This window comes from Streptomyces sp. HUAS 31 (assembly GCF_028198125.1).
Taxonomy (GTDB): domain Bacteria; phylum Actinomycetota; class Actinomycetes; order Streptomycetales; family Streptomycetaceae; genus Streptomyces; species Streptomyces chartreusis.
The window spans coordinates 4367124-4393009 of sequence record NZ_CP116353.1; the positions used below are offsets into that span (position 1 = coordinate 4367124).

Genomic DNA, 25886 nt, shown 5'->3' on the forward strand with positions numbered 1-25886 from the left:
GGGCGCCCGGCAGTCCACCGCCGGGCGCCCTTCGTTCATGTTGCGGTGCAGGTTGCCGTGGGTGTCGAGCCGCCTCCTGGGGTGCCGCCGAAGCCGAAGGTTGTTGAACCGCCCGGCGTGAGAGTCCCGTTGTGGGTGGCGTTGGCCGCTGTCACCGTCTGGCCGCTCTGGGTGTAGGTCGCGTTCCACATGGACGTGATCTGGCGGGTGGTGGGCCAGGTCCAGGTGACCTTCCAGGAGTTGACCGGGGTGGTGCCCGTGTTGGTGACCTTCACCTCGGCGTTGAAGCCGCCGCCCCAGTCGCTGGTGACGGTGTAGGTGGCGGCGCATGAAGCGGTGCCGGGGTCCGGGTCCGGGTCCGGGTCGCCTCCGCCGCCCGTCGGGAAGCCGGGAGCCTTGACGCTCGTCAGGTAGCCGTCCTTCACGGTGTCCACCGTCGACCAGTCGTCCTTGAGGATGCCGCCCGTGTCACCGGAGTTGGGGTTCCAGGACCAGAAGGTCCAGTGGAAGGAGTCGGAGCCGTACGTCGACGTCGGCCGCAGGTAGTCGACCAGCGCCGCCAGCCACTTCTGGTCCGTCGTCGACTGGAGCGTCGTACCGAACTCGCCGACCCACACGGGGGCGATGTTCTGCTTGAAGATGTAGCCCCAGTACTTGTCCCAGATCCCCGGCATGTTGGCGGGGAACGTGGGGTCGCTGAACCAGCTCTGCTGGGCCACGCTCGTGGCATAGTCGTGGGCGGAGTAGACGAGCCGGCCCGGCACGTCCAACTGCACCGGGTACTGCGCTACGCCCATGAGGTTGCCGCCCCACCAGCCGGAGACGCCGTTGAAGGTCTGGACGCCCTCGACGAAGATCAGCAGGTCGGGGTTGACGGACAGCACCGCGTTGCCCGCCCGCTGGGCCGCCAGGCGCCAGTCGCGCGCGGTGTCGCCGCAACCCCAGCAGGCCGGATCGTGCGGCTCGTTGTGCAGGTCGATGCCTACGACGGTGTCCTGCCCCTTGTAACGCGTCGCCAGCGCCTTGAGGTTGGCGATCCAGGTCGACTCGGGCACCGCGGCCGTGTACCAGAGCGCCGACTGACCTCCCGCGTCCGGGCGGTGCCGGTCGAGCACGACCTTCAGGCCGCTCTGACCGGCGTACGCCACGATCCTGTCCAGGACGCCGAGCGAGCCCAGCCCCTGGAGGTCGGCGTTCTTGCCGCCGGAGAAGTCGATGCTGTTCGGGACGGTGGAGCTCTTGAAGATGTCGTCGCTGAAGGGGATGCGGATCGTGTTGTAGCCCAGCGACCTCATCTGGTCGATCATGCTCTTGTAGTCGCGTGACCAGAGGCCGTGCACGACGTTGTTGCCGGTCTCGAAGCCGAACCAGTTGATCCCGGCGATCCGGACCGGCTGCCCGGCGGCGTCCAGGATCTGCCGGCCGCTGGTGTGCCAGTAGCCGGCACCGGCCTCCGCCGCACGGACCGTCCGCCCGCCGGCACCGGCCTCCGCCGCACCTGCCGGCTGCACACCGGCCCCTGCCAGCGGTAACAGAATCCCCGCCGCCACCGCACACAGCGCTCTTCGCAAGCTGCCGAACATGTCGCTGCTTCCTCTCGGGAGGCGCGGGTCCGGAACGAGTGGGAGCGCTCCCACATCCCGCATCTCCCATGGAAGTCAGGTCGCATGAACACGTCAAGAGTCGCGGCATCACTTGATACGGCTACGAAGGGCCGGCCCCCGCGCCACTCGGCACGTCGACCGGCCCTTCACGTCACTCGACACGTCGGCCGTCACCGGCTCAGCTTCTGGAACCTCCGTACCGCCAGCGGCAGGAAGATCGCCGTGAGGATCACCGGCCACACCCCGGCCATCAGCAGCGCGTGCTGCTCGACCCAGGAGTCCCCGCCCCCGACCGGCGTCCCGAACAGGTCGCGGGCGGCCGCGGCGGTGGACGAGATGGGGTTCCAGGCCGCCACCCAGCCGAGCCAGTCCGGCATCAGCTGCGGCGCGACGAAGATGCTGGAGATCATCGTCAGCGGGAAGGCCACCGCGAACAGTCCGCCCGCCGCCTCCGGGTTCGGCACCAGCAGGCCCAGCCACACCCCGATCCAGATCAGCGCGAACCGCAGCCACAGCAGCAGCCCGAACGCGCCGAGGAAGCCGAATCCGCCGTCCGGGCGCCAGCCCATCGCGAAGGCGGTGAGCATCATGATCGCCAACTCCGCGCAGGCGATGATCAGATCCGTCACGCCACGCCCGGCGACCACCGCGGACGAGGACATCGGCATCGAGCGGAAACGGTCGATGACGCCCTTGGTCGAGTCGTAGACGACGACCGTCGCGGTGTTGATGAAGCCGAAGGCCATGGTCATCACGAACATGCCCGGCATCAGGAAGTCCTTGTAGTCCCCGCCGCCCGGCACCTTCATCGCGCTGCCGAAGACATAGCCGTAGAGGAGGACGGACAGGATCGGGAAGCCCAGCTGCCAGGCGATGTTGACCGGCTGGCGCTGGTAGTGGGTGAGGCCGCGCCGGACGATGTTCCACACGTCCGCGAGGGCCCAGTACGTGCGGCTGCGGGTGGCCGGGACGGTCAGGTCGACGGCGGTCATACGACGGCCCCCTTCTCGGTGTTGACGGCCTCCTCGGCCTTGCCGGCGTTCCCGGCACTCCCGGCGCTCCCGGCGTTCCCCGACTCCCCCGCCCCGTCCGCCTTCTCGGCGCGGTGCCCGGTCAGCCGCAGGAACACGTCGTCGAGGCTCGGCCTGCGCAGCCCGATGTCCTCGACCTGGACGCCCTCGTCCTGGAGGGTGCGGGCGACCTCGGTCAGAGCGGAAACCCGGTCGATCACGGGCGCGTGCACCCGCAACTCGCCCTCCTCCGTCTCGGGTTCGCCGTCCGAGACCCGGGCGATCACCTTCGCCACCCGCGGGATGTCGGACCGCTCCGCGACCACGACCTCGATACGGTCGCCGCCGACGAGGTTCTTCAGCCCGTCCGGGGTGTCGTCGGCGATGCTCCGCCCCTGGTCGATGACGGTGATGTGGGAGGCCAGCTTGTCGGCCTCCTCCAGATACTGGGTGGTCAGCAGTACGGTCGTGCCGCTCGCCACCAGCGCCCGTACGGACTCCCAGACCTCACCGCGGCTGCGCGGGTCGAGCCCGGTCGTCGGCTCGTCCAGGAAGAGCACGGCCGGCGCGAGGATCATCGAGGCGGCGAGGTCGAGGCGGCGCCGCATGCCGCCGCTGTAGCCGCCCACGCCCTTGTCGGCGGCGTCGGCCAGGTCGAACTGGTCCAGCAGTTCGGTGGCGCGCAACTTGGCCCGCCTGCCGCCCAGATGGAAGAGCCGGCCGAACATCTCCAGGTTCTGCCGGCCGGTGAGCACCTCGTCCACGGCGGCGTACTGCCCGGTGAGCCCGATGCGCGCGCGTACCTCGCGCGGCTGCCGGGCCACGTCGAGTCCGGCCACGCCCGCCCGGCCGCCGTCCAGCCTGACCAGCGTGGACAGGATACGTACGGCGGTGGTCTTGCCGGCGCCGTTCGGGCCGAGCAGGCCGTGCACCGTGCCCTCGCGGACGGCCAGGTCGAAGCCGTCGAGGGCGCGTTTGTCGCCGTAGCGCTTCTCCAACCCCTCGGCCAGTACCGCGTATCCGTCGTCGGGTCCGTGCTCCATGGGTCCCCCTTTCGGTAACTGAGTACACCGTACCCGATTGCGCGTACACCGTACCCAGTTTTTCTCGGAGGACTTAAGCTGAAGTGCATGACAAGCGGCAAGGGCGGCACCAGCGGTACGGAGACCAGCGGCAGCGGCGACATCGTCCGCACGTTGGAGCTGCTGTGGGACACCGGCCGCCGGCCGAGCCGCGGGCCCAAGCCGACGCTGACGCTGGACCAGATCGTGGAGGCGGCCGTCGGGGTCGCGGACGCCGAGGGGCTGGAGTCGGTGTCGATGCGCCGGGTCGCGGCCGAACTGGGCACCGGCACGATGTCGCTGTACCGCTATCTCCCCGGCAAGGCCGAACTGCTCGACCTGATGCTGGATCGCGTCCAGCGGCCCTCGGAGAACCCGGCCGACCTCGGCGACGGAAGCTGGCGTTCGGCGCTCGCGGCCATGGGGCGCGCGACCCTCGCCCTGTACCAGCGCCACCCCTGGCTGCTCCAGGTCAACCAGTCCCGGCCGATCCTCGGCCCGAGCGCCCTCGACGGCATGGAGAAGGTGCTCACCCGCATCAAGCCGATGGGCCTGTCCGACCCCGAGCTGGTCTCGGCGATCATCATGATCGACGGGTACGTCGTCGGGGCCGCGCGCACCCAGCTGTACCACCTGGACGCGGAGCGCCGGACCGGCCTGACGGACACGGAGTTCTGGGAGGCCCAGACCCCGATGCTGGAGAAGGTCCTGGCCTCCGGCCGTTTCCCCCTCATGGCATCCCTGGACGAGAACACCTGGGGCCCCGACTTCGACCACTTCGAGTTCGGCCTGCAGCGCATCCTGGACGGCCTGGAGGCCTTCGTCGCGCGCCGCGCGGACGAGACGTAGGGCCCCTGGAGGTGCCCTAAGGACGCACGGCCGGCGACGCCGCCCGCAGCTCGTGCCCAGCGAGCCAGAGCCTGACGCGGGTGTGGTCCTCCGCCTCGATGAACACCTGCTGCCCCCAATGGGCACTCAGCCGGTGCGCGACGGCAACCAGACGACGGCGGTCCTCCAGCGTGTACGCCGGGAACCGCACCCACCCCTGATCGGCGATCGTGTTGCCGAGCTCGCTGAACAACACAGCACGCACACGCTGCTCTTCCCCATCGGTCAGCGGCGTGGCGACAGCCTCGTCGGCGCCCTCGGCAGCCCGCACCCGGACGTTGTAGAGGTCTCGTATCACCGCGCGGTTCACAATCTGCCGAGGACTCTTCGGCGCGAGCCTACCCACGCGCGCTCGTCACCCGCGCCCGTCACCTCCGCCGGAACAACCGCCGCAGCCCGAACAGCACGACGCAGGCGGCTGCCAGGGCGATGGCGCCTACCTTGAGGTTGGTGCCGGAGGCGTCGCCGTCGTCCGCGGACGCCGAACTGCCGCTGCCCGTGGCGGAGTCGGAGGAGCCGGCGGCGCCGGGGGCGTTCTCGGCGACGACTGTGCTGCCGGCGCCCTCCATGCCGAGCATGAGCTTGCTGCCGTCGGGCGAGTAGCTGGCGGACTCGCCCTGGCCCAGCGGCACGCTGATGCGCTCCAACCGCTTGAGCTTGCCGCCGTTCCAGTCGTACGCGATGCCGCCGAGGTATCCGCGTACGGCGAGGGTGCGGCCGTCCGGGGAGAAGGCGGCGTCGGTGGCCCACATGTCGACGGGGACGGTGGGCTTGAAGACGTTCGTGCCGGACGGGGAGAGCTCGGCCGGACCCTCGTACAGGTGCCCGCCGTCCTCGTGCTTGTCGATGATGTAGACCCGGCCGGTCCTGGGGTGCACGACCATCGACTCGGCGTCGCGGGTGCCGTCGGTGTACTTCACGACGTACTGAGTGGCCCTGATCGTCTGGTCCTTGAGCGTCTTGGGCTCGGGCAGGCGGTAGATCCAGACGTACGGCCACTGCACACCGTCGTTGTCGCCGATGTCGCCGACGTAGAGCTGGTTGTCCGGGCCCATGGAGATCGCCTCCACGTCGCGCGGGGTGCCGACGCCCGTCATGGTGATCGTCGCGACGGTCTCGCCGGTGCTGCTGTCGACGGCGTAGAGGTAGGCGCCGGTGTCCTGGTCGTTGTGCGTCCAGTAGATGCCCGGGTGCTGACGTGAGGCGGCCAGGCCGCTGGACTCCGTGATGCGGGGGTCCTTGATCGTGAAGTCCTCGTCCCCGGGGGCGGCCGAGGCGGGCAGGGTGAAGGCACCCGTGAGCAGGACTCCGGCGAGAATGGCGAGCGGTCGGCGCATGCCCCAAGCCTGCCATCCGCTCCGACCGTTCGGGCGGCGTGGCAGGCTTCACACCCCGCCCGCGACTACCGACAGGTAGCGATCGTCCATCATGAGCGGATGCTCAGGTTCATGCCCGTCGGCGACTCCATGACCATCGGCAGCGCCGGCGAACACACGTGGCGCTACCGCATGTGGCAGCACCTGCGCGACTCCTACGGCGGCCCCTTCGCCCTCGTCGGGCCGCGCGAGACGCTGTACGACAAGGCGGCGGACTCGCCCACGTCCTACGAGTACGCCAACTGCGACCCTGCGTTCCCCCGTGCCCATCTGGCCGGCTGGGGCGAGGGCTGGCTGCACATGGGGCCGCTGATCGGCGAGGCGGTGCGCTCGTGCCGGGCCGATGTGCTGCTGGTCTCGCTGGGCCTGATCGACCTGGGCTTCTACACCAACGCGGAGCAGACGGCGCAGAACGCGCGGGACTTCGTGGCCGCGGCGCGGGCGGCGAATCCGCGTGTGCGGATGGTGGTCATGCCGGTGATCCCGAACGTGCGCGCCGAGTCGGACGCGCCCTTCGCCGCCGAGGTCGCCCGTTTCAACGAACTGCTGGCGAAGACGGTCGCGGACCTGGACGAGCCCCGCTCCCCACTGCTCCTGGCGTCCCCGCCGCCCTCGTACGACATCCACCTCGACACCTACGACGGCACGCACCCCAACGCGAGCGGCGAGCACAAGATCGCACAGGGCTTCGCGGAGGCGATGTATCAGGCGTGGGACCTGGGCGAGCCGTACGAGGCCGACTCCGTCTGACGGCCGACGGCCGACGGCGGGATCGTCGATGGCCGCGACGCATGTGAGCTTCCTCTCCGTGTCGCGGTCACTGTGCGTATCGTTGTACCGCGCGGCTGCACTCGTGAGGAGCAGCCGGGGAGGAGCGCCACGATGACCGTCCTGGAAGACAGGATCGAGATGGCCGACACCGACGCCAACACCAAGCGCTTGGACGAATGGTTCGAGCGTCTTGAGCGGATGCCCGTCCCCGAGGGATTCAGGGTCGAGATCGTCGGGGGCAACGTCCATAAGACGCCGCAACGCAACACTCATTGGCAGATCATCCGGCGGATCCTATGGGCCCTTGAGGACAGGTTCGGCAGGCAGGTCACGGCGTTCACGGACGTCCGGATCGACTTCCCGGGCGACGAGAACGGCTTCTGCCCTGACGTCGCCATGCTCAAGGACTCGGCGCAACAGGACGACACGGGCCACTGGCGGTACCAGGACGTCGAGTTCGTCGCCGAGGTCATCTCCAGGGGCACTGCCGCCAACGACTATGGCCCGAAAAGGACGGCCTACGCGGTGGCCGAGGTGCCCGTCTACGTCATCGCCGACCCTTACCGGGGACGTTGTTCCGTCTACACCCACCCCAAGGACGGCGACTACGCCATGACCACGTCGGTCGACTTCGGCACCGACCTCGACCTGACCGGTACCGTCGTCGACCTCACCCTCAAGACCGACGGCTTCCCCCGCGACTGACGCTCCCGCGGCCGGGATCCCTTGCCTAGAGCGCACTCCACCTGGCTAGCGTGCACTTCATGGAGTACACGCAGCTCGGACGCACGGGACTCAAGGTCAGTCGGCTCGTCCTCGGCACCATGAACTTCGGTCCGCAGACGGACGAGGCGGACAGTCACGCGATCATGGACGCGGCGCTGGACGCCGGCATCAACTTCTTCGACACGGCGAACGTGTACGGCTGGGGCGAGAACAAGGGCCGTACCGAGACGATCATCGGCAACTGGTTCGCGAAGGGCGGCGAGCGCCGCGACAAGGTCGTCCTCGCGACCAAGGTGTACGGCAACATGGCCCCGGACGGCGCCGCCGCCTGGCCCAACCACGACAAGCTGTCGGCGCTGAACATCCGCCGTGCCGTGGACGCCTCGCTCAAGCGCCTCCAGACCGATCACATCGACCTGTACCAGTTCCACCACATCGACCGGGCCGCCGGCTTCGAGGAGATCTGGCAGGCGATCGACGTCCTCGTCCAGCAGGGCAAGATCCTTTACGCGGGCTCCAGCAACTTCCCCGGCTACAAGATCGCCCAGGCCAACGAGACCGCCGCCCGGCGAGGCGGCACCATCGGCCTGGTCAGCGAGCAGTGCCTCTACAACCTCTTCGAGCGCCGCGCCGAGATGGAGGTCGTCCCGGCCGCGCAGGAGTACGGGCTGGGAGTCATCCCCTGGTCGCCGCTGCACGGCGGTCTGCTCGGCGGCATGATCAAGAAGGAGGTCGAGGGCGGTCGCCGCGGCTCCGGCCGGGCCGCCGACTCGCTGGCCGACCCGGCCGTACGCGCGAAGATCCAGGCCTACGAGGACCTGCTCGACAAGCACGGCGTGGAGCCGGGCGAGGCCGCTCTGGCCTGGCTGCTCACCCGTCCGGGCGTGACGGGCCCGATCGTCGGCCCGCGCACCGCGGGGCAGCTGGAGTCCGCGCTGCGGGCGGTCGAGCTGGAGCTGGGCGACGAGCTGCTGTCGGGGCTGGACGAGATCTTCCCGGGCCCCGGGCCGTCTCCGGAGGCGTTCGCCTGGTAGGTGAGCCCGAGGTGTTCGCCCGGTAGGCGAGCGCGCGGGCGCGGCGGGGGCGCTCGGTCACTTGCCGAGGGCCGCCGCCAGCGCCACCAGCACGAACATCAGCACGAGCGCACCGGCCATGATCCGGTTCCGGGTTTTCGGGTCCACGCCATCGAGCCTAACGGGCGCCCCCGAGCGGCCGGCGGGCGACCGCCTCGTAGCGGGGCTGCTCGCCCGGGACGCCGGACGTCGGCAGGCTGCTGCGCATCAGCACCAGCTCGTCCACCGTCCAGGTGTGGCTGGTGAACGCGTCGAGCGCGGTCAGGTACGGGCGTACGTCCACCGCCGACCGGCTCCTGGCCACCGTGAGGTGCGGCTTGTAGCGGCGGTGGTCGCCCATCGGGATCCCGGCCTTGCGCGCCGCGGCCTCGCTGCGGTCCGCCAGCAGCCGCAGGGTCTCCAGGTCGCCCTCGGCGCCCGCCCACAGGGCCCGCCCGTGCCCGAACTGTCCGCCGCCGCGCAGGGCCAGCGGGAAGGGGGCGGTGCGCCTGGCGGCCCGCTCCAGCCGCTCCGACAGTTCGGGGACGAGGTCGTCGTCGACCTCGCCGTAGAAGGCGAGGGTGAAGTGCCAGCCGGGGCTGCCGGTCCAGCGCAGCCCGTCGGCGCCGGGGAGCTGCCTCAACTCGGCGGCCTCGGAGGCCAGTTCACTGGTCACGTCCGGCGGCGGCAGCACGGCGGCGAAGAGTCTCATGGGTCCAGCCTGGCACCATGAGGGGATGTCGATCACCATCAGAGAAGGCGGGCCCGGCGACATCCCCGTGATACTCGGCATGCTCGACAGCTGCGTTCAGTGGCTGGTCGGGCAGGGGCGCACGGGGCAGTGGGGGACGAAGCCGCTGTCGCAGAACCCGAGAACCGTGGAGTCGGTCACCCGGAACGTGGACGAGGGCAGCGTCTTCGTCGCCGAGGTCGACGGCGTGCCGGCCGCCTGCCTCACCCTCACCGACTCGCCCGGCCCCTCCCTGTCCCACCTCCCGCCGCCCGGCGAGCCCGAGCGCTACATCCACTGGCTCGCCTCCGACCGCCGCTTCAAGGGCCACGGCGCGGGCGGCGCCCTGCTCGCCCATGCCGCCGAGGCGACCCGGCGGGCGGGTGTCTCGTTGCTGCGGGTGGACTGCTACGCGGGCGACGACGGCAAGCTCGTCCGCTTCTACGAGAGCAACGGCTTCGTCCGCACCGAGACCTACGCGGGGACGAACGGCTGGCCGGGGCAGGTGCTGGCCCGCCGGGTGTGACCCGGTCCGACGCGAAGAGGGCCGGGCTTGGCGCCCGGCCCTCCTCCTGCGACTCACGCAGCCGTGGCCAGCTGCTCCTGTTCCCGCGGCACGAACCGGACGTGCGGGTGACCGCGGTTCCAGCCCACCGACAGACGCAGGCCGCCCACCCGGGCCAGGGCCAGGGCGACCGTCACGGCGGCCGCGGCCGTGATCGCGCCGCCCACCGCCAGGCCCGCCCGGACGCCGTACGCGTCCGTGATCCAGCCGGCGATCGGTGCGCCCAGCGGCGCGCCGCCCATGAAGACCATCATGTACAGGGCCATCACGCGGCCCCGCATGGCCGGGTCGGTGCTCATCTGGATGCTGCTGTTGGCGGTGACGTTCACCGTCATGCCGAACATCCCGATCGGCGCCATGAGCAGGGCGAACAGCCACAGCGAGGGCGCGAACGCGGCGACGATCTCCATCGCGCCGAAGGCCACCGCGCCCGCGACCAGCACCCGCATCCGGGCCGTGCCGCGCCGGGCCGCGAGCAGTGCTCCGGCCAGCGAGCCGACCGCCATCAGCGTGTTGAAGAGGCTGTAGGAGCCGGCGCCCGCGTGGAAGACGTCGTCGGCGAAGGCGGACAGATAGACGGGGAAGTTGAAGCCGAAGGTGCTGACGAACCCGGCGAGGACGATGGTCCAGATCAGCTCCGGGCGCCCGGCGACGTACCGCAGGCCCTCCCGCAGCTGCCCCTTGCCGCGCGGCGCCCGCTGGACGGGGTACAGCTCACGCGCCCGCATCAGCAGCAGACCGCCGATGGGCGCCACGAAGGACAGCCCGTTGGCGAGGAACGCCCAGCCCGTGCCGACCCCCGTGATCATCAGGCCGGCCACGGCGGGGCCGACCAGCCGGGCCGACTGGAAGTTCGCGGAGTTCAGGCTGACCGCGTTCTGGAGCTGGTCCGGGCCGACCATCTCGGAGACGAAGGACTGCCGGGCCGGGTTGTCGACGACGGTCGCGAGACCGACGGCGAAGGCGGCCAGGTAGACGTGCCAGACCTGGACGTGTCCGGTGAGGGTGAGGACGGCCAGCGCGATGCCGGTGACGGCCATCGCCGACTGGGTGAAGAGCAGGGTGCGGCGCTTGGGCAGCCGGTCGACGAGAACGCCGCCGTAGAGGCCGAAGAGCAGCATCGGCAGGAACTGGAGGGCCGTCGTGATGCCGACGGCCGTGGCGGAGCCGGTGAGGCTGAGGACCAGCCAGTCCTGGGCGATGCGCTGCATCCAGGTGCCGGTGTTGGAGACGACCTGGCCGAGGAAGAACAGCCGGTAGTTCCGGACCTTGAGCGAGCTGAACATCGAGGACTTGCGGGGGCCGGAGGGGGTAGTAGGTGCGGTCGGTGCGGGTGCGGAAGCTGCTCCGGGTCCCGAACTCAAAAGTGTTCGCCTCCTTGCGACGACTGCTTACAGATGCGCGAGCTTCTCCAGCACGGGGGCGGCGGCGCGCAGTTTCGCCCACTCGTCCTCGTCCAGGCCCTCGACCAGGGTGGCCAGGAAGGCGTTGCGCTTGCGGCGGCTCTCCTCGAGCATCGCCTCGGCCTGCTCCGTCTTCGTGACGACCTTCTGGCGCCGGTCCTCGGGGTGCGGCTCCAGCCGGACCAGGCCCTTGGACTCCAGCAGCGCGACGATGCGGGTCATCGAGGGCGGCTGGACGTGCTCCTTGCGGGCGAGCTCACCGGGGGTGGCCTTGCCGCAGAGGGAGAGGGTGCCCAGCACCGACATCTCGGTGGGGCTCAGCGACTCGTCGACCCGCTGGTGCTTGAGCCGGCGCGACAGTCGCATCACGGCGGAGCGCAGGGAGTTCACGGCGGCACCGTCGTCGCCATGGGTAAGGTCCGACATGTTCTTTAGAGTAACTCATTACCCTGACTAAAGACCACCCGGTACGGCGTCACTCATCCGGGTGATCCGGTGGCGGAACGTGACCCATCGGACCCGTGAATGAGGCAACCCTCGTGTTCATGGGGACCAGCGTGCTCAGCCTGCGGATAGACCACGAGCTGCTCGAGCGACTCAAGGAGCATGCGGCGAAAAGAGGAATGAGCGTCCAGGACTATGTGGTCCGGACGCTCATCCGTGATGACTTCGACGAGCGGTTCAAGTCCGCCGTCGACGAGACCGAGAAGTTCTACGGCCTCGCCTGAGCCCCGCTACGTCAGGCCCAGCGCCGGCATCAGGTAGTAGAAGGTGAAGACCGCGGCGACGACGTACATCGCCACCGGCACCTCCCTGCCCCGCCCCGCGGCCAGGCGCAGCACCACGAAGGTGATGAAGCCCATGCCGATGCCGTTGGTGATCGAGTAGGTGAACGGCATCATCACCATCGTCACGAAGGCCGGGATCGAGATCGTGTAGTCGGCCCAGTCGATCTCCTTGACGGAGTTCGCCAGGATCAGGAACCCGACCGCGAGCAGCGCGGGGGTGGCCGCCTGCGACGGGACCATGGTGGCGACCGGCGTCAGGAACAGCGCCACGGCGAACAGGGATCCGGTGACGACGTTCGCGAAGCCGGTACGGGCGCCCTCGCCGACGCCGGCCGTGGACTCCACGAAGGCCGTGGTGGCCGAGGAGGAGCTGGCACCGCCCGCGGCGACGGCGACACCGTCGACGAACAGGACCTTGTTGATGCCCGGCATCTGCCCCTGGGCGTCGGTCAGCTTCGCCTCGTCGCTGACGCCCATGATCGTGCCCATGGCGTCGAAGAAGCAGGACAGCAGGACGGTGAAGACGAACAGGACGCCGGTCAGCGCGCCGACCTTGTCGAAGCCGCCGAACAGGCTGACCTGCCCGATCAGTCCGCAGTCGGGGCTGTCGAAGGGGTTCCCGGGCCACTTCGGGGTCGTCAGGCCCCAGGACGGCACGTTCGCGACGGCCTCGATGACGACCGCGAGCACGGTCATCGCGACGATCGAGATGAGGATCGCGCCGGGGACCTTGCGCACGATCAGCGCGAGGGTGAGCAGCGCGCCGAGGATGAAGACGAGGACCGGCCAGCCGTTGAGGTGACCGTCGGCGCCGAGTTGGAGCGGAACCGTGGTGTGGGCGGCGTCCGGGATGCGCGAGACGAAGCCGGAGTCCACGAGACCGATCAGCATGATGAACAGGCCGATACCGATGGAGATGGCCTTGCGCAGGCTGTAGGGCACGGCGTTCATGACGCGCTCGCGCAGACCGGTGGCGACCAGCAGCATGACCACGAATCCGGCGAGGACCACCATGCCCATGGCGTCCGGCCAGGACATCCGGGGCGCGAGCTGGAGCGCGACGACCGAGTTGACGCCCAGACCGGCCGCGAGCGCGATCGGCACATTGCCGATGACGCCCATCAGCAGCGTGGTGAAGGCGGCCGTCAGGGCGGTCGCGGTGACCAGCTGGCCATTGTCCAGCTGATTGCCGTACATGTCCTTCGCGCTGCCGAGGATGATCGGGTTCAGCACGATGATGTACGCCATCGCGAAGAAGGTGGCGAAACCGCCGCGGATCTCGCGGGACAGCGTGCTGCCGCGTTCGGAGATCTTGAAGTAGCGGTCGAGTGCGCCGTAGGTGGGCCCGGCTCCCGGCTGTTCAGGGGTGGGGGCCTTGGCAGGAGCCGAGGTGGGCATGCTTTTGTTGTTTCCTACGAAGAGAAGTGGTCAGACACAAACCGTTTCAGTATGAACATATAAAGCCTCGATCGGCTATCTCCGCGCGTAGACCTGATCGCCTCGTAAGCTGTCCTCCATGGCCGGATTTTTCACGGGACCCATCAAGCACGAGGCGCCGGAGCCCCTGGAGGGGCCGGTGGTCCCCACCATCGTCGGCGGCACCGTCATCTGGTTCGTCCTCTTCCTCGTGCAGCTCCCCTTCTACGGCTGGTTCGACGACCACGGCCACACCTGGTGGGTGTGGACCTGCCTGGCCGGCGGCGGACTCGGACTGATCGGCATCTGGTACGTCCGCCGGCGCGACGCGGCTCTCAAGCGGGCGGCCGCCGCTCCCGCCGAGCCCAGGGAAACGACCGGCGAACCCCAGTCGTCCTGAGGCACCGCGCCCTACAACCAGGGCACGACACCCCGTCCTCCCCAAGTCGGAACTTCCGCCCACTCGGCGGGTGAAGGCGTAAATCCGCACGTACCGTCGAATGCATGACGCATGCCGACGCGGGCACCGAAGTGGGCAACGCCGTGCACCCTGCCGCCGTCCGGGTGGCGTCGGGCGGGCTGACCGCCGCCGAGGTGGCCGAGCGGGTCGCGCGGGGCCAGATCAACGACCTGCCCGTGCGCTCCAGCCGCTCGATGGCCGAGATCGTCCGCGCCAACGTCTTCACCCGGTTCAACGCGATCATCGGCGTGCTCTGGCTGATCATGCTGTTCGTCGCGCCGATCCAGGACAGCCTCTTCGGCTTCGTGATCCTCGCCAACACCGGCATCGGGATCATCCAGGAGTGGCGGGCGAAGAAGACCCTCGACTCCCTCGCGGTGATCGGCGAGGCCCGGCCCACCGTGCGGCGGGACGGCGTCGCCGCCCGGGTCGGCACCTCGGACATCGTGCTGGACGACCTGATCGAGATCGGGCCCGGCGACAAGGCCGTGGTGGACGGCGTGTGTGTGGAGACCGACGGTCTGGAGATCGACGAGTCGCTGCTCACCGGCGAGGCCGACCCGGTCGTCAAACAGCCCGGCGACCCTGTCCTGTCCGGCAGTTTCGTCGTCGCGGGCGGCGGCGCCTTCCAGGCCACGAAGGTCGGCCGCGAGGCCTACGCCGCGCAGCTCGCCGAGGAGGCGTCCCGCTTCACCCTCGTCCAGTCCGAGCTGCGCTCCGGCATCTCCACCATCCTCAAGTACGTGACGTGGATGATGGTTCCGGCCGCGATCGGCCTGATCATCACGCAGCTCGTGGTGAAGAACAAGGACCTCGACGACTCCATCGCCAGGACCGTCGGCGGCATCGTGCCCATGGTCCCCGAGGGCCTGGTGCTGCTCACCTCCGTCGCCTTCGCGATCGGCGTCATCCGCCTCGGCCGCCAGCAGTGCCTCGTCCAGGAACTTCCCGCCATCGAGGGCCTCGCCCGCGTCGACACCGTCTGCCTCGACAAGACCGGCACCCTCACCGAGGGCGGCATGGACGTCACCGAGCTGCGCCCCCTGAACGGCAGCGACGAGGCGTACGTCGGCAAGGTGCTCGGCGCCCTGGGCGAGTCCGACCCCCGCCCGAACGCCTCCCTGAAGGCGATCATCGACGCCTACCCGGACGCCGAGGACTGGCGCTGCACCGAGTCGCTGCCCTTCTCCTCCGCGCGCAAGTACAGCGGCGCCACCTTCAGCGAGGGCGACGGCGAGGACGGCACCTGGCTGCTGGGCGCCCCTGATGTACTGCTGCCCGCCGACGACCCGGCCCTGGCCGAAACCGATCGCCTCAACGAGCAGGGCCTGCGGGTGCTGCTGCTGGCCCGGGCCCGCCGCGACCTCGGCGACCCCGAGGTGGCCGACGGAGCGCGGCCCGCCGCCCTCGTCGTACTGGAACAGCGGCTGCGGCCGGACGCCGCCGACACCCTTCGCTACTTCGCGGACCAGAACGTCCGGGCCAAGGTGATCTCCGGCGACAACGCGGTGTCGGTGGGGGCGGTGGCGAACAAGCTGGGCCTGACCGGCAGCACCGTCGACGCCCGCACCCTGCCCCGCGACAAGGACGGGATGGCGACGGCCCTGGACGAGGGCACCGTGTTCGGGCGGGTCACCCCGCAGCAGAAGCAGGACATGGTGGGCGCGCTCCAGTCCCACGGGCACACCGTCGCCATGACCGGCGACGGCGTGAACGACGTCCTCGCCCTGAAGGACGCCGACATCGGCGTTGCCATGGGCTCGGGGTCGGAGGCGACCAGGGCCGTGGCGCAGATCGTGCTGCTGAACAACAGCTTCGCCACGCTGCCGTCGGTGGTGGCCGAGGGGCGCCGGGTCATCGGCAACATCACCCGCGTGGCGACCCTGTTCCTGGTCAAGACGGTCTACTCGGTGCTGCTGGCCCTGATGGTGGTGTTCTGGCAGGTGGAGTACCCGTTCCTGCCGCGCCATCTGACCCTGCTGTCCACCCTCACCATCGGCGTCCCCGCGTTCTTCCTGGCCCTCGCGCCCAACAAGGAACGCGCACGGCCCCACTTCGTGCGGCGGGTCATGCGGTACTCGATCCCGGGCGGGGTGGTGGCCGCGGTGGCGACCTTCGGGACGTATCTGATCGCCCGGCACTACTACACGGGCGAGGGCTCGCTGGACGCGGAGACGAGCGTCGCCACGCTGACGCTCTTCCTGATCTCGATGTGGGTGCTGGCCATCATCGCCCGGCCCTACACCTGGTGGCGCGTCATTCTGGTGGCCGCGATGGGGCTCGGGTTCCTGCTGGTGCTGGTGGTGCCCTGGCTTCAGACGTTCTTCGCGCTGAAGCTGGTCGGGATGACGATGCCGTGGATCGCGGTGGGCATCTCGGCGGGGGCGGCGGTCGTCCTGGAACTCGCGTGGCGGTGGGTCGACCGCCGCTTCCCCGTCTAGGCGTCGGCTAGCGCACGTCGACGAAGTCGCCCGTCGCGGTGGCCGCGGGGGTCGTCGTGGTGCCCGCGAAGGTGAAGCGGAAGTAGCCGTCCTGGGCGGCGGTGACCGTGGTCTTCAGGTTGCCCGTCGCGTTGGTCTTCACGGTCTTGACCGTGGTGTAGGTGTTGCTGCCGTTCTTGCGGAACTGAAGGTTCACGGGCTGCTCGACATAGCCGTTGTACGTGCCGCGGTCCCAGTTGGCGCGGGACAGCTTGCCCGTGACGGTGATGGGCTTGCCCTTCTTCACCGGCTCCGGCGAGGCGTCCACCGTCAGCTTCGAGAAGCGCTGCATCAGCGTGCTGCCGAGACCGCTCTGCCCCTTGTAGCCGACCTTGGTGATGTCGAAGGTCTCGCCCGCCGGGTCCTGGCCGTTGAACGCGGTGGCCTCGGCGGCGGCGCGCCAGGTGCCGGCGTCGGTGTTGCGCAGTTCGTGGTCGCCCGGGTAGACGTCGATGGTGCCCTTGCAGGTGGCGGTGGTCGCGTTCGTCGCGGTGCACTTGGCCGGCTTGTTGCCGTAGAGCATGTTCTCCGGCGCGGTGTAGGAACCCCGGTAGATGATCGGGTCCGTGACGAAGTCGCGGGCGGCGATGTCGACGTCCGCGCCGTGGGTCAGCGTGTAGGTGACCGTGGTGGCGACGTGGTTGGTCGTGCCGGCCTTGACCGTCTTGGCGATCTTGAAATCGGAGAAGGAGACGTTCAGGGCGTACGGCTTGCCCGCGGCCCTGGCGGACGCGGCGTGCGCCGCCTGACGCACCTTCGCGACGTCCGCGCGGGAGGCGGCGGAGTCGTCGGCCTGGGCGGCCGGGACGGCGAGGGCGGAGAGGGCCAGGGCGCCGGAGACGGCGGCCACGGTGGCTCTGATGCGCATTCGTTCCCCTGGTACGGAAAGGGGCCCCGCTGGTCACGTCGGGGCCCGGTGATCGTGAGGCCTGTTGACCCATGTGATCAGATACGCGCCCGGGGTTGGCGGTTGTCTCCCCCGCGGGGAATCTTCGTGACCTTCGTCACGAACCCCCGGGCGGCTCCCGGGAGTTCGTGACGCACGGCCTGACGTAGGGACTACTGCACGTCGACGAAGTCACCCGTGGCGTTGACCGCCGGGGTGGTCGTGGTGCCCGCGAAGCTGTAGCGGAAGTAGCCGTCGGTGGAGGCGGTGACGGTCGTCTTCAGCTCACCCGTCGAGTTCGACTTGATGGTCTTCAGGGTGGTGTAGGTGCTGCTGTCCTTCTTGCGGAACTGCAGCTTCACCGACTGGTTGGTGTAGCCGTGGTACTTGAAGTCCTCCCAGTTGGCGCGGGAGAGCTTGCCGGTGACCGTGATGGTCTTGCCCTTCTTCACCGGCTCCGGCGAGGCGTTGACCGTGAGCTTCGAGTAGCGCTGGACCTTGTGGGTCGTGTGGAAGTCGTTCCAGTAGATGCTGCCGTCGCCCGCGAGCGCACCGGCGGTCACGTGCCAGGTGCCGGCCAGGGCGTTCATGTACAGGTCGCTGCCCGGCGTGGCCGTGATGGTGAGCTTGCAGGTCGACGTGGTGGCGCTGGAGGCGGTGCAGGTGGCGGCCTCCTCGTTCGCCATCAGCAGGCCGTCGATGTTGTCGAGGTCGGTGCCGTGCCACAGGTCGACGTACGCGTCCTGGATGCCGGAGGCGTGGCTGGCGGTGACCGACACGGTGAAGGTCTTGGCGTACGTGGTGCCGACGGCCACGGCGGTGCCGGAGTTGATCGTCACCTTGGACACGACGGGCAGGGCCTCGGCGGCAGCGGCCGCGCTGAACGCCGACCGGTTCTGGGAGCTGCCGAAGCGCTCGGCGGCGCTCGGCTTGTTCGCGGCCACGTCGCTGTCATTGCCGGCCTGGGCGGCCGGAACGGCCAGGGCGGAGAGGGCCAGGGCGCCGGAGACGGCGGCCACGGTGGCTCGAATGCGCATGCGTTCCCCAGGAGGAGAAGGGGCCCGACCGCGGTCGTTCCGTGCGGTTCGTCGCCGATCGGGCCCAAATGATCGTGGAGCCAGTTGGCTCGGGTGATCAGATCGACGATGGCGACGAAAGGTTGTACGGGGAGTGAAGAAAATATGTACGGGCCCCTCGGTCAGGGCCCGTACACCTCCGGCTCAGTCGAACCAGCGGTCGCGCGCCAGCTCCCCCGTGCGCGACGGGTCCTCCAGCAGCGCCGCGACCTCGAACCGCCGCGGCCACTGCCCCGCCGCCCAGGCCAGCCCCGCGGCGACGCCCTCCAGGGTCGCCGCGTGCAGCACCCCGTCGTCGGTGAGCCGCCAGTCGATCTCGACGCCGTCCACGACGAGTTCCTCGTGCTCGACGTACGAGGCGGGCGTGCGCGCCCCGAGCAGCACCCGTACCGACTCGGGTACGTCGTGCTCGGTGCCCTCGGAGTCCACCTCACCGGTCACGGACTCGCTCAGCCGCCGCACCTGGAACAGCTCGGCCAGCTCGGCGGCCCGCGCCGGCCGCACCGGCAGCAGCGGGACGCCCGCGGTGAACGGCAGCAGGTCTGGCGAGTCGACGACCACCGCGTCCGCCGCGTCCACCACCTCGACCCGCCCGTCCACGACGGCCCGCAGCTCGTCCGGCAGGGTCACCTGCTCGGGATCCAGATCGGCCAACGCACCGTAGAGGGCGTGCAGTTGGGCGGAGGTGACGGCACGGTCCGGGTCGGCGAGCCGGTCCAGCAGCTCGGCGGCGCCGCCCGGCTCGTCGAGCAGCGCGGCGACGGAGGTCCGTACGCCGAGCGCCCGCAGCACCTGCTCGTCGTCGAATCCGGTCGCGTCGGCCTCGTCGTAAAGGCCGCGCAGCAGCGGGTCGCCGCCGGAGGCGAGCAGGCCCGCGGGACGGCGGCCGTCCAGCACCGGGTTCCCCCGCAGCCACCATGCCGTGTACGGCCGTACGACCTCGTGCGTGCCGTCGGGCAGCAGGATCCGCACCTGCTGGGTCAGCGCGTCCCGCAGCGGGGGCTGTGCGAGCAGGGCGAGGGCCTGCGGCCACTTGTCGTCGTCCACCAGGTCCAGGTCGCGTACGGCGATCAGCTCGGTGGCGACCGGCGGTACGGGCGTGTCCGGGAACCGGTCGAGGATGTCCTCGCACCAGACGTCGACGGCGTCCAGCAGGCCGGCGTCGTCCGGCTCGGCGAAGTCGCCCTCGCGGGGTTCCAGTTCGTCGGGGTCGAGGACGACGTCCGTGGCGCGGACCAGGGCGAAGTTGGCGAGGACGCCGCAGGCCGCCAGCGGCTGCTCGCCCCACTTCTCGGCCAGCTCGGCGTCGACGGCTGCGAGTTCGTCCTCCCGCATGACCTCGGCGAAGGGGCTGCCGGGCAGGACCAGCTCACCGGCCGGCACCAGCTCCCCCTCCTCGTCGGGCAGGGCGAGCGCTCCCAGCCACGGCTCGTCGCCGGGCTCCAGACCGGCGTCGCGCACCAGCGCCAGGACGGTGTCGGCCAGTTCCTCGGCGTCGGGCGCGTCCTCCTCCCAGCTCAGCCCGCCGTCGTCGTCGAGGGAGGCGGCGACCGCGGCGCGCACCTGGGGCGTGGTGAGCACCGCGCGGGGCGTGGCCGGCAGCGCGCCGAGCTTCTCCAGGAGCGGGTGCGCGGCGTCCGGGTGGGCGACCTTGAGGCCGAGGCGCGCCAGGATCTCGGGTTCGACCCGGGCCGCGTCGGGGGTGGGCAGCAGGATCTGGCGGGGGCCGATGGTGGTGCGGCCGTCGGCGAGGGGCACTGGCAGCCCGGAGAGCCGGTCCGGGTCGACGCCGGCGAGGCTGTCGTAGAGCCGCCGCCACCAGCCGGGCTCCTTCTCAAGACCGGCGAGCCGGTCGATCGCGTCGGTGAGCGGGACGCGGGCCACGCCCAGGGTGCGCAGTTCCACCCGTCGTTCGAGCCCGGCGGGCAGCAGCGTGGGCAGCACCTCGGCCAGCACCCGCACGGTGTCGGCGCCGGCGCCCTCGACGACCTCGGCGTCACGCGGCCTGAGGGACTCCGGCAGCTCGGAGTCGACCTCGCGCGGCTCCACGGCTGGCGGGAGGAACGCGACCCGGGGCAGCCGCTCCAGGATGGCCTGGCGCAGGGCCCCGTCCAGTTCGCCCTTGCCGAGCGGGCCGGGCACGAGGCCGATGACGCCCTCGCTCACCGGGCGCCATTCGGTGAGCAGTTCGGCGTAGGTGTCGGCCGCGCGCTGCACGAGGAAATCGGTCAGCGGGCCCGGCGCGGCGTGCCGGCGGGTGGTGTCCAGGGGGAAGGAGGCGATGAGCAGGGCGGGGACGCCGAGGGCTTCGTCGCTGGGCGTCGGCGCGTGCACGACCGGGGCGGTGCGGGGCCGGTCGGGCGTGCTGTCGGCGGCGTTGACGGGCACGGCCCAGGTGAGCGACCAGTGGGGGCGCAGTCGCTCCTCCACGGGCCGGTCGGCGAGGAGTTCGGGCGTGAGCGGGCCGTGCGCGGCGGACGTGCGCCAGTGGGTGACGCCGGCCCGGGAGTCCTCGACGACGGTGAAGGGGCCGTCCACGCGGCGGCGCAGCGTGCGCGGCTCGCCCTCCCCGACCTCGATCACGACCTCTTCCAGGCCGGGCAGGGCGAGCAGCAGCGCGTCGTCGACGGCGTGCAGCAGGCGCTCGGCGAGGGCGGCGGCGGCGCTGTCGCGCAGGGAGAGGATGACGGCCGTGTCGTACGGATCGGGGGCGGTGCCCTCGGCGGCGAACGGGAGCCGGAGCAGCGGCACATGTCCGTCCCGCCGCCGGATCTCGTCCCCCAGCCCCGGGCTGTGCCGGGCGGTCTCCTGGGCCAGCTCGCGCGCTTCGGCGAGCGCCCACCGCACACCGCCGTGCCGTCCGACGACGGCGGGCTCGTCGGTCACGGCGAGGACGGCGGCGAACCCGACGCCGAACCGGCCGACGGCGGCCGAGTCACGCTTGGCGGAGGCGCGCAGGGTGGACAGCGACTCGACACCGGCGGCGTCCAGCGGAGCGCCGGTGTTGGCGGCGACGAGGACGCCCTCCCGGAGCGTCAACCGCAGTCTCCCCGCGACGCCCGCACGGGCCGCGGCGTCGGCGGCGTTCTGAGCGAGCTCGACGACGAGCCGGTCCCGGTACCCGCCGAGGACGAGGTCCTCCTCGGCGTTGGCGTCCTCCCGGAAACGGGCCGGACTGGTCGCCCAGGCATCCAGCACGCCGCGACGCAGACGGGCCGTACCGAACGGGTCGGCGCCCTCGGCCGCGGGCTGCACGAACTTGCTCACGTTGACTCTCCTCATCGGCGTGATGATGAAGGTACCGCCCACGAGAGCCGCCCGCGCCGCCCACCGGCTCGGCACCGGGACGGCATTGCGTGGACCGGCCCGGCGGTCCGGGTCCGGTGGATCGGTGACCGCCCTGCGATTCACGGCAGCGATCATCACGCCAAGCTGCCGCATCCGTCTCACAACTCCCTTGCAGTACCGCCGGTTGGCTACCTAGCATCGCGTTCACGATCGCGAATCAATTGCTGTTCCAGTGCATGGGGGGCCTGGCGTGACGTTGATGATGGCGGTGGCCGCCGTCTGGGGCGTGCTCCAGGTGTTCGCGATCTCCTGGCCGACGCGTTCGGTACGCCTGTCGACCGTGCTGCTGGCGCTCGCGGTGGGCGTGTACGGGTGCGGGGTGGCGACGGCGCTGGTGCAGCTCGCCTACACCCGGATCTACGCGGAGGAGTCGGGGCGGTCGCTGGTGTCCGTGGTGAACACCACCGGCTACACCGTGGCTCCCTGGGTGGAGGAGTTGCTCAAGGTCACCCCGTTGCTGCTGGCGGGGCTGAGTCCGCGGGTCCGCCGGCAGTGGGGGCTCACCGACTTCGTGGTGGTGGGTGCGGCGCTGGGTGCCGGGTTCGGGCTGCTGGAGGCGGTGCTGCGGTTCGGCCTGGACGCGGACCGGGCGATCCCTCGCGGCGAGGGCTGGATCGTCCCCGACAGCCTGTCCCCGCCGTATGTGCCGGGCCCCGGGCAGGTGCTGACGGCTTGGCTGCCGGCGCCGTTCAGCCAGCTGGACCTGGGCGGCCCTCCGGCCACGGAGACGTTCACGCACCTGGTGTTCACGGCCCTGGCCGGCTTCGGCGCAGGACTGCTGTGGCGCACCGGCCGCTGGCTGCGCCTGCTGTCGGTGCTCCCGATCGCGGCCGCCGTCGTCCACCACACGGTGAACAACTACGCGGTGCAGGAGCGCTCCGGCGCGGCGAAGGACTGGCTCGAATCCCTGAACGGCGTGGCGTGGGCGGCACCGCTGCTGTGCCTGGCCGTCGCCATGGCCGCGGACCTGCGCCGGCTGCACCGGGGCAAGGCCGCCGTACCCGACGTACTGCTCGCCTCCGAACGCGCCGACGGCGACAGCGCGGGGGCCCTGCTGCGTTACGCCTCCTGGCGCCTGCCCTGGAGCCTGCTGATCGTCCTGCGCCACGTCAGGTTACGGCGCTCCCTGCTGTACGCGGTCGCGTCGGCGCCGCCCGAGTCCACCGCCGAACTGCATGGCGTGGTCGCGGGGATCACGGCCCGGATGGACGCGTCCGACAACGCGGGTGCCTGGCGGGCGTTGGACATCCGTGCCTGGCTGAGGGCGACCCGAGCGGCGAGACGCTCCCGGGGGCGCTGGCTGGTCCTGATCCCCTGCGTACTGATGCTGCCTTCGCTCCTCTTCCTGGGCGTCGGCTCGTTCACCTCCACAGCCGGGTTACAGGAGTTCTTCAGCACGGGCGCGGGCCCGAAGATCCTCATGGGCTTCGGGACAGCCGCCCTGGCGTGGATCGTCTACCAACTGGTCACTCTCCTACGCACCTGGCGACTGGCATCAACGCAGCCCTTGGGAGAGGTACTGGCGGCGCACCGCTTCCGCCTCGCAACGGCGCTGGGAGCGGGAACCGCGGGCGCCCTCCTCTTGTGGCGAGCCCTGGGTGAAGCGGGCCCCGACGGCGCCACCATCCGCACCCTCCACCTCCTCGACGCCCTCAACACCTTCCTGACCTACCTCGGCTTCGCCCTCATCCTCCTCTCCCTCCTGGCCCTGTTCCCCCCGGGAGGCCTCGCCCTGGCGGGAGGCGGGGCAGTCACCGCCCTGACAGCAGAGGCGGCCCTGAACGCCGGGCTCCTGGGCAGTGCGGGTGCCGTGCTGATGGCGGTGGGAGGCTCGAACAACTCCGGCGGCGACTACAACGCCTGGCCGAGGAGCAAGCGCAGGGGCCGCGTGAAGCCAGAGCACCGTGCGGATGTGCGGGGCGACGAGGGCAAGAGCCTCGGCGGCCAGAGCAAGGGCCATACGATCGACAGGCACGTCGACAAGACCATCGCCGGGATGCGCAGGCGTTTCCGCGAAGACCCTGGCCTTAAGGAGGACTCACGCTACGTAGACGTCGAATCGGCACAACGCTTCACCGACAAGACCCTGACCACCAGGGAAAACCAACGGAAGATATCCGAATGGCTGGCCAGGGGGGCAAAGAAACCCCTGCGGCTGGAAGCAGGCTTCACCGAAAACACAGGGCTCCATCTCACTCGCTACGACTTCACCCATGGGCAGCCCACGAAATGGGTGAACGGGGTCCGCGTCGTCCTCAAGGCAGACCCGACGGCGCCGTCTGGATACCGCGTCCTCACATCGTTCCCTCAGCCCTAGCGCGCACGCTTGGAGCAACTCATGAGTCAGGCAGTTCCGTCGGAGCCGCGGTTCTACGAACTCAGCGACCTGTTGAAGGCCTACGCGTACAGCGGCTTCACGTTCACCGACACCGAAGAGACCCCGGGCCCTGGTCTGGCCTCGTATCTCAGAATCGCCGCCCGCGATCCGGCCCGCGCCGAGACAGCCGTCCAGCAAATCGATGAACTGCTGTCCGTCGGACTCTTCTCGGAGGAGATCGCAGAAGACGTGGAGAACATTCCACACATCCGCCCTCCGATGGGCACCAGTGTGGAGGACTGCCTGCGTATCACGCGGGAACATCTTCACCGATTCCTGCAAGACCCCTCCAGGGTCCCGCAGATGAACCCGCAGAACGCCTGGGAATGGAACGAGCGCTTCCCCGAGTTGAGTCAGTTCCTCGGAGCCTATCTGCACCAGAACTACTCGGATTTCTACGCCTCTCCTGAAGCGGCCATCAATGAGTACGTCAGCGAAGCCGAACCGGAAGACCGCGCCCAGGCGGCACAGGAGATCACCGAACTCCTGACGATGGTGTCGTCGGACCAGGAACTCGACACGGCAACCACGGCCCTGGGCCTCGACCTTCTGCCCCCGCAGGGCATGTCGCTCCGGCAATGGCTGGAACTGATCCGCCGACGCATCACTGTGGCGTAGCCGTACCTGGAGGTGCAGTTCCGGTCGGTTTCCGGTGTTTCTGTACGATGCGGTCGCTCGACAGTCGGCGCCGGTGTGCCGTGCGGGCTCGTCGTACTCCTGCTTCAGAAAAGAACAGCGCCATGTCCCGACCGCCAGCCCCCGGCACACGATGGTGGCTCACCACCCCGGGCCGCATCGGGTTCCTGCTCGCCGTGCCCCTGTTCGGCCTGGTCAACCAGTACCTGGGGTTTCTGGTGCTGGTCGCAGCGATCGTCCTGGTCTGGAAGGACAGCCCCTGGCAGAAGGGCGTGAAGGTGGCCGCCACCATCGGTGCCATGGCGCTGCTCGGCGCGGTCCTCCCTGACCCGCCCCAGGGCGGGGCGGCGGCGGACAGCGTGGCGCAGACGGACGCCAAGGGTGAGACAAGGGGACGCAGCAACGCCGTCTCGGCCTCTCCCTCGCCCGGCGAACAGCAGGAGCGGCCCTCCGAGTCCCCGCCCCAAGCTCCCGACTACCGCGGGCTGCGTCTGGACAAGGCGCGGGACAAGGCCGAGGCCGACGGGTTCGGTGTCGGGGAACACGACGCGTCCGACCAGGACAAGAGCATCATGATGCGGTCCAACTGGACCGTGTGCTTCCAGAAGACCGGCAGGACGTACGGCGACACGAAGACGATCGACTTCGGCGCCGTGCAGACCGGCGCGCCGTGTCCCGAGGCGGACGGCGGAGCCATCCCGTGGCCCAGGATGCCGGACCTGGTCTGGAAGACGTGGAAGACGGCGCAGAAGGAGGTCCTGGACCTCGGTGTCGTCCCGGATCATCATCTGCGGGCGGACACCACGTACGGCAATGACCAACTCCCCGACGAGGGCGAGTACGACGACTGGCGCGTATGCGTGACCGACCCGGCCAAGGGCGCGGACGTCACCCTCGACACCTGGGTGACCCTCGAACTCACCGCCCCGGACAACGGCTGCCCCGACCCGGACCGGGGCCACGGCGGCACAGTGGATCTGCCGGACCGGGACGACGACGGCGACCCCGACTACCACGACCCGTTCCCCGGCGACCGGAACCGCGACAGCAACTTCCCGAACGGTCTGCCGGACAGCTCGGGCAGTTCCGGTGGCAGTTCGTCCGGCGGGGGTGGATGGAACTGCCCCGGCACCCGCTGGTGCTGAATTGACGCCCGTTGGTGCTGTCGTGACACCCGTTGGCGCTGACGCAGCGTCGGCCCGGAACATGGCGGAGCCCGGGAGTCGTATCCAG

The 25886-nt window shown here is 70.1% G+C and carries 23 protein-coding genes; 11 read left to right on the top strand and 12 right to left on the bottom strand.

Annotated features, from left to right (window positions below):
• Positions 1 to 35 precede the first annotated feature (35 nt).
• From PGH47_RS19175 to PGH47_RS19185, 3 genes are all read right to left on the bottom strand, one after another.
• Complete coding sequence (locus tag PGH47_RS19175; RefSeq protein ID WP_271664455.1) at positions 36 to 1583, bottom strand: cellulase family glycosylhydrolase; 1548 nt, start codon at positions 1581 to 1583, stop codon at positions 36 to 38.
• Positions 1584 to 1774: 191 nt separating this feature from the next.
• A complete protein-coding gene (locus PGH47_RS19180) occupies positions 1775 to 2596 on the bottom strand; it encodes an ABC transporter permease (protein WP_107906028.1) in 822 nt (273 codons plus the stop codon).
• Positions 2593 to 3657 carry an ATP-binding cassette domain-containing protein gene (locus PGH47_RS19185; RefSeq protein WP_271664456.1) on the bottom strand — a complete coding sequence of 355 codons (1065 nt, stop codon included), beginning with the start codon at positions 3655 to 3657 and terminating at the stop codon, positions 2593 to 2595. The genes PGH47_RS19180 and PGH47_RS19185 overlap by 4 nt, the downstream gene beginning before the upstream one ends.
• An 87-nt stretch (positions 3658 to 3744) precedes the next feature.
• On the opposite strand from PGH47_RS19185, the gene PGH47_RS19190 reads away from it, so the two are divergent.
• Complete coding sequence (locus PGH47_RS19190) at positions 3745 to 4524, top strand: TetR/AcrR family transcriptional regulator (RefSeq protein ID WP_271664457.1); 780 nt, start codon at positions 3745 to 3747, stop codon at positions 4522 to 4524.
• Positions 4525 to 4540: 16 nt separating this feature from the next.
• On the opposite strand, the gene PGH47_RS19195 is transcribed toward PGH47_RS19190, so the two are convergent.
• Together PGH47_RS19195 and PGH47_RS19200 are read right to left on the bottom strand one after the other, a co-directional pair.
• Positions 4541 to 4873: a hypothetical protein gene (locus PGH47_RS19195; RefSeq protein WP_271664458.1), complete on the bottom strand. Its 333-nt coding sequence runs from the start codon at positions 4871 to 4873 to the stop codon at positions 4541 to 4543.
• 58 nt (positions 4874 to 4931) lie between these two features.
• Positions 4932 to 5900, bottom strand: coding sequence for a WD40 repeat domain-containing protein (locus tag PGH47_RS19200; protein ID WP_271664459.1), 969 nt, complete (start codon positions 5898 to 5900; stop codon positions 4932 to 4934).
• Between the two features lie 99 nt (positions 5901 to 5999).
• On the opposite strand from PGH47_RS19200, the gene PGH47_RS19205 reads away from it, so the two are divergent.
• From PGH47_RS19205 to PGH47_RS19215, 3 genes are all read left to right on the top strand, one after another.
• On the top strand, positions 6000 to 6689 hold the full coding sequence (locus PGH47_RS19205; protein ID WP_271664460.1) for an SGNH/GDSL hydrolase family protein: 690 nt from the start codon (positions 6000 to 6002) through the stop codon (positions 6687 to 6689).
• Positions 6690 to 6821: 132 nt separating this feature from the next.
• Positions 6822 to 7415 carry a Uma2 family endonuclease gene (locus PGH47_RS19210; protein ID WP_271664461.1) on the top strand — a complete coding sequence of 198 codons (594 nt, stop codon included), beginning with the start codon at positions 6822 to 6824 and terminating at the stop codon, positions 7413 to 7415.
• Between the two features lie 59 nt (positions 7416 to 7474).
• Positions 7475 to 8470: an aldo/keto reductase gene (locus tag PGH47_RS19215; protein ID WP_271664462.1), complete on the top strand. Its 996-nt coding sequence runs from the start codon at positions 7475 to 7477 to the stop codon at positions 8468 to 8470.
• A gap of 157 nt (positions 8471 to 8627) precedes the next feature.
• On the opposite strand, the gene thpR is transcribed toward PGH47_RS19215, so the two are convergent.
• Entirely contained in the window at positions 8628 to 9200 is a 573-nt protein-coding gene (gene thpR, locus PGH47_RS19220; RefSeq protein ID WP_271664463.1) for an RNA 2',3'-cyclic phosphodiesterase, read from the bottom strand.
• 25 nt (positions 9201 to 9225) lie between these two features.
• Here thpR and PGH47_RS19225 point away from each other — a divergent pair, with 25 nt between their 5' ends.
• Positions 9226 to 9744, top strand: coding sequence for a GNAT family N-acetyltransferase (locus PGH47_RS19225; RefSeq protein ID WP_271664464.1), 519 nt, complete (start codon positions 9226 to 9228; stop codon positions 9742 to 9744).
• Between the two features lie 53 nt (positions 9745 to 9797).
• Here the strand turns inward: PGH47_RS19225 and PGH47_RS19230 are convergent, their stop codons facing one another.
• Both PGH47_RS19230 and PGH47_RS19235 read right to left on the bottom strand, forming a co-directional pair.
• The gene (locus tag PGH47_RS19230; protein ID WP_271664465.1) at positions 9798 to 11147 is read right to left on the bottom strand and encodes an MFS transporter; all 1350 of its coding nucleotides are present in this window, start codon (positions 11145 to 11147) and stop codon (positions 9798 to 9800) included.
• A gap of 27 nt (positions 11148 to 11174) precedes the next feature.
• Complete coding sequence (locus PGH47_RS19235) at positions 11175 to 11612, bottom strand: MarR family winged helix-turn-helix transcriptional regulator (protein WP_030951488.1); 438 nt, start codon at positions 11610 to 11612, stop codon at positions 11175 to 11177.
• 119 nt (positions 11613 to 11731) lie between these two features.
• Between PGH47_RS19235 and PGH47_RS19240 the strand changes: the two genes are divergently transcribed.
• Positions 11732 to 11914, top strand: coding sequence for a ribbon-helix-helix protein, CopG family (locus PGH47_RS19240; protein WP_269640216.1), 183 nt, complete (start codon positions 11732 to 11734; stop codon positions 11912 to 11914).
• 6 nt (positions 11915 to 11920) lie between these two features.
• On the opposite strand, the gene PGH47_RS19245 is transcribed toward PGH47_RS19240, so the two are convergent.
• Positions 11921 to 13372 carry an NCS2 family permease gene (locus PGH47_RS19245; protein WP_271664466.1) on the bottom strand — a complete coding sequence of 484 codons (1452 nt, stop codon included), beginning with the start codon at positions 13370 to 13372 and terminating at the stop codon, positions 11921 to 11923.
• A 118-nt stretch (positions 13373 to 13490) separates the two neighbouring features.
• On the opposite strand from PGH47_RS19245, the gene PGH47_RS19250 reads away from it, so the two are divergent.
• Both PGH47_RS19250 and PGH47_RS19255 read left to right on the top strand, forming a co-directional pair.
• On the top strand, positions 13491 to 13790 hold the full coding sequence (locus PGH47_RS19250) for a DUF2530 domain-containing protein (RefSeq protein ID WP_107906040.1): 300 nt from the start codon (positions 13491 to 13493) through the stop codon (positions 13788 to 13790).
• A gap of 104 nt (positions 13791 to 13894) precedes the next feature.
• On the top strand, positions 13895 to 16291 hold the full coding sequence (locus PGH47_RS19255) for a cation-translocating P-type ATPase (RefSeq protein WP_271664467.1): 2397 nt from the start codon (positions 13895 to 13897) through the stop codon (positions 16289 to 16291).
• A gap of 7 nt (positions 16292 to 16298) precedes the next feature.
• On the opposite strand, the gene PGH47_RS19260 is transcribed toward PGH47_RS19255, so the two are convergent.
• From PGH47_RS19260 to PGH47_RS19270, 3 genes are all read right to left on the bottom strand, one after another.
• Positions 16299 to 17198, bottom strand: coding sequence for a hypothetical protein (locus PGH47_RS19260; RefSeq protein ID WP_271664468.1), 900 nt, complete (start codon positions 17196 to 17198; stop codon positions 16299 to 16301).
• 191 nt (positions 17199 to 17389) lie between these two features.
• A complete protein-coding gene (locus PGH47_RS19265) occupies positions 17390 to 18253 on the bottom strand; it encodes a DUF5707 domain-containing protein (protein ID WP_271664469.1) in 864 nt (287 codons plus the stop codon).
• A 183-nt stretch (positions 18254 to 18436) separates the two neighbouring features.
• Positions 18437 to 21559 (bottom strand): sacsin N-terminal ATP-binding-like domain-containing protein, encoded by a 3123-nt coding sequence (locus tag PGH47_RS19270; RefSeq protein WP_271664470.1) that lies wholly within the window; start codon positions 21557 to 21559, stop codon positions 18437 to 18439.
• A 280-nt stretch (positions 21560 to 21839) separates the two neighbouring features.
• Here PGH47_RS19270 and PGH47_RS19275 point away from each other — a divergent pair, with 280 nt between their 5' ends.
• The 3 genes from PGH47_RS19275 to PGH47_RS19285 all read left to right on the top strand — a co-directional run bounded on the left by PGH47_RS19275 (position 21840) and on the right by PGH47_RS19285 (position 25798).
• Positions 21840 to 23957 (top strand): RNase A-like domain-containing protein, encoded by a 2118-nt coding sequence (locus PGH47_RS19275; protein ID WP_271668098.1) that lies wholly within the window; start codon positions 21840 to 21842, stop codon positions 23955 to 23957.
• A 21-nt stretch (positions 23958 to 23978) separates the two neighbouring features.
• Positions 23979 to 24635, top strand: a complete 657-nt coding sequence (locus PGH47_RS19280) for a contact-dependent growth inhibition system immunity protein (protein WP_271664471.1) — start codon at positions 23979 to 23981, stop codon at positions 24633 to 24635.
• Positions 24636 to 24757: 122 nt separating this feature from the next.
• Positions 24758 to 25798, top strand: coding sequence for a hypothetical protein (locus PGH47_RS19285; protein WP_271664472.1), 1041 nt, complete (start codon positions 24758 to 24760; stop codon positions 25796 to 25798).
• The last annotated feature ends 88 nt before the right edge of the window (positions 25799 to 25886 follow it).

Coding starts and splice junctions, on each gene's coding strand:
- PGH47_RS19175 (WP_271664455.1), bottom strand. CDS start 1,583: ATGTTCGGCAGCTTGCGAAGAGCGCTGTGTGCGGTGGCGGCGGGGATT.
- PGH47_RS19180 (WP_107906028.1), bottom strand. CDS start 2,596: ATGACCGCCGTCGACCTGACCGTCCCGGCCACCCGCAGCCGCACGTAC.
- PGH47_RS19185 (WP_271664456.1), bottom strand. CDS start 3,657: ATGGAGCACGGACCCGACGACGGATACGCGGTACTGGCCGAGGGGTTG.
- PGH47_RS19190 (WP_271664457.1), top strand. CDS start 3,745: ATGACAAGCGGCAAGGGCGGCACCAGCGGTACGGAGACCAGCGGCAGC.
- PGH47_RS19200 (WP_271664459.1), bottom strand. CDS start 5,900: ATGCGCCGACCGCTCGCCATTCTCGCCGGAGTCCTGCTCACGGGTGCC.
- PGH47_RS19205 (WP_271664460.1), top strand. CDS start 6,000: ATGCTCAGGTTCATGCCCGTCGGCGACTCCATGACCATCGGCAGCGCC.
- PGH47_RS19210 (WP_271664461.1), top strand. CDS start 6,822: ATGACCGTCCTGGAAGACAGGATCGAGATGGCCGACACCGACGCCAAC.
- PGH47_RS19215 (WP_271664462.1), top strand. CDS start 7,475: ATGGAGTACACGCAGCTCGGACGCACGGGACTCAAGGTCAGTCGGCTC.
- thpR (WP_271664463.1), bottom strand. CDS start 9,200: ATGAGACTCTTCGCCGCCGTGCTGCCGCCGCCGGACGTGACCAGTGAA.
- PGH47_RS19225 (WP_271664464.1), top strand. CDS start 9,226: ATGTCGATCACCATCAGAGAAGGCGGGCCCGGCGACATCCCCGTGATA.
- PGH47_RS19235 (WP_030951488.1), bottom strand. CDS start 11,612: ATGTCGGACCTTACCCATGGCGACGACGGTGCCGCCGTGAACTCCCTG.
- PGH47_RS19240 (WP_269640216.1), top strand. CDS start 11,732: ATGGGGACCAGCGTGCTCAGCCTGCGGATAGACCACGAGCTGCTCGAG.
- PGH47_RS19245 (WP_271664466.1), bottom strand. CDS start 13,372: ATGCCCACCTCGGCTCCTGCCAAGGCCCCCACCCCTGAACAGCCGGGA.
- PGH47_RS19250 (WP_107906040.1), top strand. CDS start 13,491: ATGGCCGGATTTTTCACGGGACCCATCAAGCACGAGGCGCCGGAGCCC.
- PGH47_RS19255 (WP_271664467.1), top strand. CDS start 13,895: ATGACGCATGCCGACGCGGGCACCGAAGTGGGCAACGCCGTGCACCCT.
- PGH47_RS19260 (WP_271664468.1), bottom strand. CDS start 17,198: ATGCGCATCAGAGCCACCGTGGCCGCCGTCTCCGGCGCCCTGGCCCTC.
- PGH47_RS19265 (WP_271664469.1), bottom strand. CDS start 18,253: ATGCGCATTCGAGCCACCGTGGCCGCCGTCTCCGGCGCCCTGGCCCTC.
- PGH47_RS19275 (WP_271668098.1), top strand. CDS start 21,840: ATGATGGCGGTGGCCGCCGTCTGGGGCGTGCTCCAGGTGTTCGCGATC.
- PGH47_RS19280 (WP_271664471.1), top strand. CDS start 23,979: ATGAGTCAGGCAGTTCCGTCGGAGCCGCGGTTCTACGAACTCAGCGAC.
- PGH47_RS19285 (WP_271664472.1), top strand. CDS start 24,758: ATGTCCCGACCGCCAGCCCCCGGCACACGATGGTGGCTCACCACCCCG.